Origin of the sequence: Rhodoferax sp., from assembly GCF_010365055.1 — a bacterium.
Lineage (GTDB): Bacteria > Pseudomonadota > Gammaproteobacteria > Burkholderiales > Burkholderiaceae_C > Rhodoferax.
This window is the reverse complement of record NZ_JAAFHA010000119.1, coordinates 1-9,480: the sequence shown is the minus strand read 5'-3', so window position 1 is coordinate 9,480 and position 9,480 is coordinate 1. Positions and strand designations below refer to the sequence as shown.

Here is a 9,480-nt window from a genome sequence, read left to right as displayed (position 1 = left end):
TGATGGCGGCTTCGACATTCCATTTGACGATCTGGCTGTCGAGGAACAGCGTGGTGTAGGCATTGCCGCGGCCGTCAAAGCCGGTGTGCAAAGGTCCCAGGCCGATTTCGGGCTCGGCCACCACGGCTTCACGGGCTTCCTTGAGTTCGCCGTCGAACCACTTGAGCACCAGCGCGTGCTCGATCAACGTGGCCGTCGGCGAGAGTTTGCCCGAGCAGGCGTAGTACTTGCCGTCCGGACTGGCGTTCACACCGTGCGGGTTCTTGGACACCGGCACGTAGCAGGTCAACGCAGTCTTGGGATTGGGGTTGCCGGCCTTGGTGCCATCAACCACTGGCACCTTGGAGCCACCGTAGGTCTTGAACTTGCCCGCCTTGACCGTTTCTTCGATGCGCGCAATGTTGAAGAAGAGGCAGGCATCCATCTCGGCTGACATCATGTCTTCGTAATGCGCGCCGTTTTCGGTGTTGTACTGGTTCGTGCAGGCGAGCTTGCCGTCGTAGGAAGATGCGACCAGGTCACAGTTGCCGTCGATCAGCACCTGCCAGCGCACCTCCATGCTTTCGGAATCCACGCAGGTAAAGATGGAGCGGTAGTCCGCCGTGGCATCCATGTTTTTGCCGTTGTTGTCCAGCGGGACGCTGAATTCGCTACCGCAGAAAACGCGCGTGGTGAAGTTGATGGCGGGATCCACCGGGTCGCGCTTGTCAGGGAAGGTGCCATGGAAACCCTGCACCAGCGGCAGCTCCGTGATCTTGTCGGTTTCCATCGTATCCATGCGGATACGCGCCAAGCGGCCGTGAATTTTGTCGTTCACAAACATGTACTTGCCGTCGTAGGTGCCATCCTTGTACGAGGGGTGAATGTGGTGCGTGTCGCCCGTGCGGTACTTGACGCTGCCGTCGGCCTTGGTGCCGATGATTTTCTTCGATTCGTTGGTGATGCCCCAGCCCACCAGGCAGTCCGTGTTGAAGACCGGAATGATTTTGAACAAGCGGCCGGACGGCAGGCCGTAGATGCGGGCATCGCCTGCGTGCCCGCCGGATGAGAACGAGTAGTAGTCGTCGAGCTGGCCGGGATGCACCTCGTACTTGCTGTAGTCAACATTATTTTCTGACCCATTCCCGGGTTTGGCGTCGGATGCTGTCGCCGGCACCGTCACCGTCGGGGCGGACTTCTCGGTACAAGCCGCCACGCCGCTCAGGCTGACCAGCGCAGCGGTGTTGATGAACTTGCGTCGACCCATAGTATGGGAAGTCTCGGGCTTGGGCTGTTGCTCTTGCGTCATGTTGAAATCCTCGTTGGTTTATGGAAATCTTCTGTTAAAAGGTGCTTGGAACCGGCTCAATTCTTTAACTTGCCATGGTGAAGGAATGCGGCTTGCGCCAGTTTGAGCATCATCAACAAAGCAAAAAGATTTGATGTGCATATAATACATCTTTAACTTGTCGGGTTTTTTTCTGAGTAAGAAAAAGTTCAAAAGATTCCTTCACAATATTTCCCATCCTATTTTTCTGAGATAAACCATGAATAAAACCACCCTCTTGTTGGCTACCTTGAGCTTGGCGCTGCTGTCCGCCTGCGGACAAAAAGACACTCCTGCGCCCGCTGGCGCACCGGCGCCCGTTGCTGCGCCAGCACCGGCGCCAGCGCCTGCGGCACCGGTCGTGGCCGAAAACACGGTCGGCAAATCGGTCTATGGCAAGGTCTGTGCCATGTGCCACGCGGTTGGCGCGGCGGGTGCACCCAAGCCGGGCGACAAGACTGACTGGGCCCCACGCATCGCCCAAGGCAACGACACGCTGTATAAGCACGCGCTTGAGGGCTTTACCGGGGCCAAAGGCCTGATGCCCGCGCGCGGTGCCAATGCCACGCTGAGCGATGACGAAGTCAAGGCCGCCGTCGATTACATGGCAGACCAGTCGCGCTGACCCGTTTGAAGGCGTGATCATGACTTCTCATACGCCTGATTGCATTCAACACGGACGGCGTCGGCTTGCATTGGCCTTGCCGCTGTTAGCGTGTGGCCTGGTGGTGCCGTCGGTGCAGGCCAAGGCTGATGTTCATCAGTCCTCGCGAATTCTGATGGGCACGCGGGTCGACCTGACGCTGCAGGGCAATGGCAGTGCAGTCGCCCTGGCCGCGGCCACTACTGCGGCGTTTACCGAGATGAACCGGTTGGCCGACATGATGAGCCGCTACCGTGTGGCTAACGCACTTAACGCCATCAACCTGATGGCGGGTCTGCAACCGGTGCCAGTACCACCGGAGTTGCTGCGTGTGCTGTTGATGGCGCGTCAGGCGGGACAAGCCAGTGGCGGGGCTTTTGATACCACGGTCGGGTCTTTGCGGGATTGGGATTTCAGCCCCGAGCATCCGTCCATCGCCACTGCGCGGCAGATTGCGGCGCAATTAAGTCTGGTCGATCAAAAAAGGGGCTTGCTGATCGATGAACGCGCTGGCACTGCCTACCTGACAAAAAGAGGCATGCGCCTGGATTTGGGCGGCATCGCCAAACTGCCCATTCTTCAGGCCGGCCTGCGGCAACTTCAAAGCCGTGGCGTCAGCAACGCGATGATCAATGGCGGTGGCGACGTGCTGGTGATGGGCCGGTTGAATGGCCGCCCCTGGCGCGTGGGTCTGCGCGACCCGCGCCAACCCAGCCAATTATTGGGTGTGGTGTCGCTGACCCAGGGATTTGTCGCAGCCTCCGGGGATTACGAACGCTTCGTGATGCAAGGTGGCAAGCGTTTGCATCACATTCTTGATCCCAAGACTGGCTACCCGAGCACTGGGCCCCATGGAGTCACCTTGATCAGCGAGCAACTCGAACTCATCAACGGTCTGGGCGCGGCCCTGATGGTGGCGGGCGGCGATGCGGGGCGAACCCGGATCGGCCGCACACCGGGAATCGATGCCTTGATCGTCGATGCGGACCGCAGTCTCTGGCTGTCAGCGGGCATGGCGCAGCGGATCACACGTGGCTGACACTGCGTTGCACGCAGCCATGCTGGCGGCGTGCAACATCCCCGGCGTTTCCTGCCACCACGGTTTTCACCACGTATCATTGCCAGCATTCACATTTTTTGAGAGTGCGCTGTCATGGATTTAGGTATTGCCGGTAAATGGGCGTTGGTGTGCGGGGCCAGCAAGGGTTTGGGCTTTGGCTGTGCCCAAGCGTTGATGCGCGAAGGGGGCAACGTGTTGCTGGTGGCCCGCGGCGGCGACGTGCTACAGGCCTCTGCTGATAAATTAATAGCTGCATACGAAGGTAGCACGGGGGCTACAGCCAAATTTGTTTCTGAAGATATTACAACGCCGCAAGGCCGACAAGCGGTGTTTGCTGTGCGCAGCGACTTTGATATTGTGGTCACCAACGCCGGCGGCCCGCCGACCGGCGACTTTCGCGACTGGGACCGCGATGCCTGGATCCGGGCGCTCGACGCCAATATGCTCACGCCAATTGAGCTGATCAAAGCCACGGTCGACGGCATGGCGGCGCGCGGTTTTGGCCGCATCGTCAACATCACCTCTGGCGCGGTGAAGGCGCCGATCGACATCTTGGGTCTGTCCAACGGCGCCCGTAGCGGCTTGACTGGCTTTGTGGCCGGCGTGGCGCGAAGTGGCCTAGCCGCCAAAGGTGTCACCATCAACAATCTGCTGCCGGGTGCGTTTGACACCGACCGGCTGCAGGGTGTGATGCAGGGCGCAGCGAAAAAAACCAGCCAAGCCATTGAAGTTGTCATGGCGGCACGGCGCAACACCATTCCAGCCCGGCGCTTTGGCACGGTGGAAGAATTTGGCGCCATCTGCGCTTTCTTGTGCAGCCAGCACGCGGGCTACATCAACGGGCAGAATGTGCTGGCTGACGGTGGCGCCTATCCGGGCACGTTTTAAAATTTTTGGCTATTCAAACGGGAGTTGCAAATGGTTCAATTTCAGGTTCGTCAACTTATGCGTGGCTTGTTGAAAACACTGGCGGCGGCTACGCTTTTGGGCGCATGTCTGGCGCAAGCTCAGACTGGCCCGGTCAAGCTGATGGTGGGGTTTCCGCCGGGGGGCGGCACCGACGCCATTGCCCGCATCCTGGCCGACAAGCTCAAAGACCAGTTGGGTGTGGCGGTGGTGGTAGAAAACAAAGCCGGCGCCGGCGGCCAGATTGCGGCGCAGGCGCTCAAAGCCGCGCCGGCCGATGGCAACACCCTGTTTTTGTCGCACGACCACACCATCACAATTTTGCCGCTGGTGGTGAAGAATCCGGGTTATGACTCCAGCAAAGACTTCGTGCCGGTGGCCGGTTTTGCCACCTTTGTGAATGGTTTGGCAGTGTCAGGCGGCACACCGGCCAAGAGCATGGCGGAGTATGTGGCCTGGGTGCAAAAGGAGGGCGCAGGCAAAGACACGGTGGGCGTTCCGGCCCCGGCCTCGGTGCCCGAGTTTCTGGTCAAGGTGATTGGCCAAAAATACAAGCTTGATTTGCAGGCCGCCCCTTACCGCGGCAGTGCGCCCATGATGGGCGATATGCTGGGCAACCAAATCCATGCCGGGGTCGGTTCCGTGCCGGACTTTATTGAGAACCAGAAAGCCGGCAAGATTCGGATTGTGGCGGTGCTGGGAGGCCAGCGCCAAGCCGCGTTGCCGGACGTGCCGACCTTTGCCGAGCTCGGCTTGGCCGGCTTTGAAGACGTGCCGTACTACGGCATTTTTGCGCCCAAAGGCACACCGCAAGCCGTGATTGACAAGCTCTCAGCCGCCGTGGCCAAGGTCATCGCCTTGCCCGAAGTGCGTGAGCGCCTGACCGCCATGGGTCTGGCCGTGGGCTACATGACCTCAGCGCAGCTGGCCAGGCGCGAACATGCCTACGCCCAAACTTGGGCCCGCATCATCAAAGACAGCGGCTTCAAGGCGCAGTGAAGACACTCCGATGGAGTTGCGCCGTCACAAGGCAGGATTGAGGTTCTAAGCCAAGGAGGTCATTCTTTTTTGGGCCTCGGAAAGCGTTGATTGGAGGATCTTGTTGAACTTGGCGCTCGAGTCCTCGGCCAGCAGTTTGTAGTGCTGACTCTCGGCTGAGTATTGGCGGGGCAAGGGTGTGAACAGCTCGGTTTGTAGTTCGCGCAGGCTCTGTGCGTCGTGGGCGCTGATGGATACTTTGAATTGGTCAAAAAATGCCTGACTGGCTGCCAGGTTCAGTTTCAGCAGTTTCTCAAAACCCTGCGTTGAATTCTTTGTTATCGCTTGCAGCGCTTTGACGCTGGCTTGGCTGGACGCCATGAAGGGGGTAGCGGGGTGGCTCATTTCTATTCCTAGAGTATCAAATACCAGTTCTGCAAAAATTGACACTGGTCACGTTTGTTGCAGTGCAGCATAAACCATTTATTGGGGTAAACCCTAAGATATAGAAAGTTTTTTTCGTTACAAGTGCGGTTTAGAGGGGAGACTAAAATGTCATGGACTTGGCAGGGTGAAAGCGCACCACATCGCTATGAGCAACCTTGGGGTGCATGAACCACTTGCGTGCCAAGTCTCCTGGCTGACTTCAGTCAACTTCATTCGCTCAGTGCGATCAATCCCTGGTTGTTGGGCCTGCTGCTAGGCAGGGCGACAATTTCCCCTGGTTAGTCAGCGTGGGTTGTCTAACTGATGCTTCTTTAAGGAAAGGTTCGGTATGAAAAAATTAGTAGTGATTGCGTTGCTGACGCTCGCCAGTGTGGCGCAGGCAGAGCCCACCGCGGCCAAGAAGGAACTGATCAGCAAGGTCTTGCTGTTGCAGCAGCCGGCCATTGAGCAGACGGCCCAATCCTTGGCGGAGCGGCCGGCAGCGCAGATGATGCAGCAGGCCGGTATGGTCTTGCAGTCCAAAGTGGCATCCGATAAGCGCGAGGCGGTGGCCAAAGCGATTCAGGCGGATGTGAAGAAATATGTTGATGAGGTCGTACCGTTGGTACGGGAGCGGGCAGTCAGCGTGGCGCCGTCCACCGTGGGCGCGCTGCTGGACGAAAAATTCACCGAGGACGAACTCAAACAACTCATTGCCATCATCGAGTCACCGGTCAATCGCAAGTTCTTGCAGATGGGCGGCGACATGCAAAAAGCCTTGCTGGACAAGGTGGTAGCGCAGACGCAAGGTGCGATTGAACCCAAAATCAAGGCACTGGAACAGGCCATCAGCAAGCATCTGGGATTGCCAGCGCCATCAGCCGCGGCTGCCAACGGCAAGCCTGCGCCAGCCAAGGCGGCCAGCAAGTAGGACAACCGGGCTTACTGCTGGCGCACGAAGTCCTCGAATGCCTGCGCCGGCAAGGGCCGACTGAAATAGTAACCCTGCGCCTCGTTGCAGCCCTGGGCGCGCAAAAACTCTAGTTGGCCCTCGGTCTCCACCCCTTCGGCAATGGTTTGCAGCCCCAGGCGGCTGGCCATGCTGATGATCGCGCCCACGATGGCTTTGTCATCAGCGTCTTCGGTGATGTCCCGCACAAACTTCTCCAATCGGCAGGATCAGGCCATTGTTCTCGGCAATCGGAATGAGTTTGACCGGCGAGATGGCGCCAACTTCTGGGTGGGTCCAGCGCAGCAAGGCCTCGGCGCCAACAACTTGGCCGCTCAGCAGTGAGATTTGCGGTTGGTAATGCACTTCAAACTGTTTGCGCTCAAGTGCCCGGCGCGCAGGGCGCTGTCTAGCAAGACGCGGTCGGACTGGGCCTGTATCTGGGCCGTGTAGAAGCGGTAAGCGTTGCGCCCATCGGCCTTGGCGCGGTACATGGCGGCATCAGCCGATCGGGACAGGGTGTCGAGGTCGGTGCCATCTTTGGGGTAAAGCGCAATGCCAATCGATGGCGTGACGGTCAGCTCATGCTGTTCAATCAGGATGGGTCGCAACGCTATCTGCAATAGTTTTTCAGCCAGATGAACGGCGCCCGTTGCATCGGTGTCGGGCAGCAGCAGGATGAATTCGTCTCCGCCCAGGCGCGAGACCGTGTCTTGCTCGCGCACCGCCGCCTTCAGACGGGCTGCCAATTCAACCAGTACCTGCGGTTCGACTAAGCGCCAGCGTGCGGACTTCGACCAGTCTTTCAAGGTCGACGCGGGCTTGCAGCAGTTCGTTTTCGGCATGTTTGCGTGCGGTGATGTCCATGCCGATCCAGATTGAGCCCAGGCTCAAATCGTTGCAGTTGATGGCTTTGGCGTGCACATCGCAATGAATGGGTGAGCCATCTTTTTTGCGCAGCACCATCTCTTCTTCGAAGGTTTGGCCAGCCACCAGCGGGTCGTAGCAGCGGTGGGTGGCATCGATCCAATCCTGCTCCGTCAGGTACCACGTGCGTGACGAGACACCGTGCAGTTCGCCTGGCTCGTAGCCCAACATGATCTCCAGGCGCTGGTTGTAGCGGGTGGCGATGCGCTCGCGCAGAAAAACGATAGCGACCATGGCGTTGTCCAGAATCAGGCTTTGCTCGGTCAATACCGACTGCAACTGCGCTTGCGCCGCTTTCTGGTCGTCGATGTCGTCAATTGATCCAGATCGAGCCCGCGTGAGGGTCTGCCGGGTTGACGAGCTTGCCGGTGAGGTGGGCCCAAAATGAAGTTTCATCGCGGCGCTACATCAGGACCTCTGACTTGAACGCCCGACCTTCGGCCATGGCAGGGTACGCGGCGACAGCCAAGGCGCGCGCGGCGGCCTCATTCTGGTACAGCGACGGGGTGGGGCTGCCTAAAATGGCGGCTCCGTCGGCATGGCCGAAGATCTGCCCAAAGCCCTGATTGCAGCGCACCACCACGCGCTGCTTGACAAACACAATACCGACCCCGGCCGTGTCCAGAATGACTTGCTGCTCGCGCAGGGCAAGCTGCAACTCTTCCAGGGCGTCGCGCCGCGGTGGATTGGGTTGGGTACTGTCGGGCATGGGGATCAGGTGCTAGCGGCAGGCTGGTGCATGGTTGCGCGGTGGGTCAGCCACTGACCGGCAAGCGGTTGCCGAAAAAAAGGCAGATCCTTTTGTGTTGGATCTGCCTGTCGTGATGAGTGGATGCCACTACCGGCTGCAGATCATCCCCAAACTCAGCCCCGTCATTGGAAAACCAGCGCTTAACGCAAGCCGGCGACGTAGTCGGCGACGGCCTTGATCTCGCGGTCATTCATCTTGGCGGCGATCTGCGTCATTTGCAGGCTGTTGTTGCGCACGCCATCACGAAAGCTGGTTAGCTGCGCTGCGGCGTATTCAGCATGCTGGCCGCTCAAACGCGGGTACTGGGCAGGAATGCCAGCACCATTGGGGCCATGACAGCCGGCACAAGCGGGGACTTGCCGGTCGGCGATGCCGCCGCGGTAAATGCGCTCTCCCAGCAACACCAGTTCTTTCTCTTTTGCAAAGCCTGGCTTGGCTGTCTTGGCCGATACCCAGTAGGCGATGTTTTGCATATCTGCGTCACTCAGCGTGGATGCAAATCCCACCATGATGGCGTTGGCGCGTTTGCCGGATTTGAACTCCTGCAATTGCTTGATCAGGTACTCGGGGTGTTGCTGCGCCAGGTTGGGCTGGGTCGGAATGACCGAGTTGCCATCCGCTGCGTGGCAGGCGGCACAGACTGCTGCATAGCTGGCTTCGCCTTTGGCCAGATCGGGCTTGACGGCCTTGGCCTGCTGAGCTGCAGGCTTGGCTTCTTGTGCCAAGGTGGAGAAAGCAGGCGCTGTCAGCGCGGCGGCAAACAAGAGGGAGGCAAGCAGCTTCATAGGAGGTATCGAGTCAGGTGAGGGGCAGGAACCGCTTGATTCTACAATGTGACTCCGGGTTTTCTCCCGTCTACCAATGACTACCAATTCAAACCCACCGGCTCCAGCCACCCAAAAACCTGCGCCAGACCCGGCTACCCAAGCCACGGCCGTCGTGGCGTTGGGCTGGCTGCATACCGCCAAGTTCCTCACCACCGCGCCGCAGTTGCACTTTCTGCCGGCCCTGGATGTGCCCGAAATTGCCTTTGTGGGGCGCTCCAACGCGGGTAAATCAACCTGCATCAACACGCTGACGCAGCAGAAGCAGCTGGCCTTTGCCTCCAAAAAGCCAGGCCGCACCCAGAACATCAACTTGTTCGCTCTAGGCAAGCAAGGCGTCACCGACGCGGTGTTTGCTGACCTGCCTGGCTACGGCTACGCGGCGGTGCCTAAACAAGACAAGATTCGCTGGCAGCAAGTAATGGCCAACTATCTGGTGACGCGGGAGAACTTGAAGGCCATCGTGCTGATGTGCGATCCGCGTCACGGGCTGACCGAGCTCGACGAAATCCTGCTCGACATCGTGCGGCCTCGGGTGGAAGAGGGTTTGAAGTTTCTGGTGGTTCTCACCAAGGCCGACAAACTGACCCGCAGCGAGCAAACCAAAGCGCTGTCTATCATGAAGCTGCAGGCCGGTGGCGGCGAAGTGCGGCTGTTTTCGGCCACCAAGCGCCAGGGCATCGATGAGGTGGCCACGCTCTTGTGGCAAT

The 9,480-nt window shown here is 59.1% G+C and carries 8 protein-coding genes and 2 pseudogenes; 6 read left to right on the top strand and 4 right to left on the bottom strand.

What is annotated here, in order from left to right; all coding sequences use genetic code 11:
* Positions 1 to 1,288, bottom strand: a pseudogene (locus GZ093_RS18500) (TAT-dependent nitrous-oxide reductase); the annotation flags it as partial.
* A 238-nt stretch (positions 1,289 to 1,526) separates the two neighbouring features.
* Between GZ093_RS18500 and GZ093_RS18495 the strand changes: the two are divergent.
* From GZ093_RS18495 to GZ093_RS18480, 4 genes are all read left to right on the top strand, one after another.
* Complete coding sequence (locus tag GZ093_RS18495) at positions 1,527 to 1,931, top strand: c-type cytochrome (protein ID WP_296488889.1); 405 nt, start codon at positions 1,527 to 1,529, stop codon at positions 1,929 to 1,931.
* Between the two features lie 19 nt (positions 1,932 to 1,950).
* Positions 1,951 to 2,988: an FAD:protein FMN transferase gene (locus GZ093_RS18490; protein WP_296488888.1), complete on the top strand. Its 1,038-nt coding sequence runs from the start codon at positions 1,951 to 1,953 to the stop codon at positions 2,986 to 2,988.
* A gap of 114 nt (positions 2,989 to 3,102) precedes the next feature.
* On the top strand, positions 3,103 to 3,897 hold the full coding sequence (locus GZ093_RS18485; RefSeq protein ID WP_296488883.1) for an SDR family oxidoreductase: 795 nt from the start codon (positions 3,103 to 3,105) through the stop codon (positions 3,895 to 3,897).
* 30 nt (positions 3,898 to 3,927) lie between these two features.
* Positions 3,928 to 4,914 carry a Bug family tripartite tricarboxylate transporter substrate binding protein gene (locus tag GZ093_RS18480; protein ID WP_296488881.1) on the top strand — a complete coding sequence of 329 codons (987 nt, stop codon included), beginning with the start codon at positions 3,928 to 3,930 and terminating at the stop codon, positions 4,912 to 4,914.
* A 45-nt stretch (positions 4,915 to 4,959) separates the two neighbouring features.
* Here GZ093_RS18480 and GZ093_RS18475 read toward each other — a convergent pair whose 3' ends face one another.
* Positions 4,960 to 5,298 carry a phasin family protein gene (locus tag GZ093_RS18475; RefSeq protein ID WP_296488879.1) on the bottom strand — a complete coding sequence of 113 codons (339 nt, stop codon included), beginning with the start codon at positions 5,296 to 5,298 and terminating at the stop codon, positions 4,960 to 4,962.
* A gap of 370 nt (positions 5,299 to 5,668) precedes the next feature.
* Between GZ093_RS18475 and GZ093_RS18470 the strand changes: the two genes are divergently transcribed.
* Positions 5,669 to 6,250 carry a hypothetical protein gene (locus GZ093_RS18470; RefSeq protein ID WP_296488878.1) on the top strand — a complete coding sequence of 194 codons (582 nt, stop codon included), beginning with the start codon at positions 5,669 to 5,671 and terminating at the stop codon, positions 6,248 to 6,250.
* An 11-nt stretch (positions 6,251 to 6,261) separates the two neighbouring features.
* Here GZ093_RS18470 and GZ093_RS18465 read toward each other — a convergent pair.
* Positions 6,262 to 7,904 (bottom strand): annotated as a pseudogene (locus tag GZ093_RS18465) (EAL domain-containing protein).
* 182 nt (positions 7,905 to 8,086) lie between these two features.
* Positions 8,087 to 8,731 carry a c-type cytochrome gene (locus GZ093_RS18460; protein ID WP_296488875.1) on the bottom strand — a complete coding sequence of 215 codons (645 nt, stop codon included), beginning with the start codon at positions 8,729 to 8,731 and terminating at the stop codon, positions 8,087 to 8,089.
* Positions 8,732 to 8,807: 76 nt separating this feature from the next.
* Between GZ093_RS18460 and yihA the strand changes: the two genes are divergently transcribed.
* Positions 8,808 to 9,480: ribosome biogenesis GTP-binding protein YihA/YsxC (gene yihA / locus GZ093_RS18455; RefSeq protein WP_296488873.1), on the top strand; the 673-nt coding region annotated here is incomplete at its 3' end.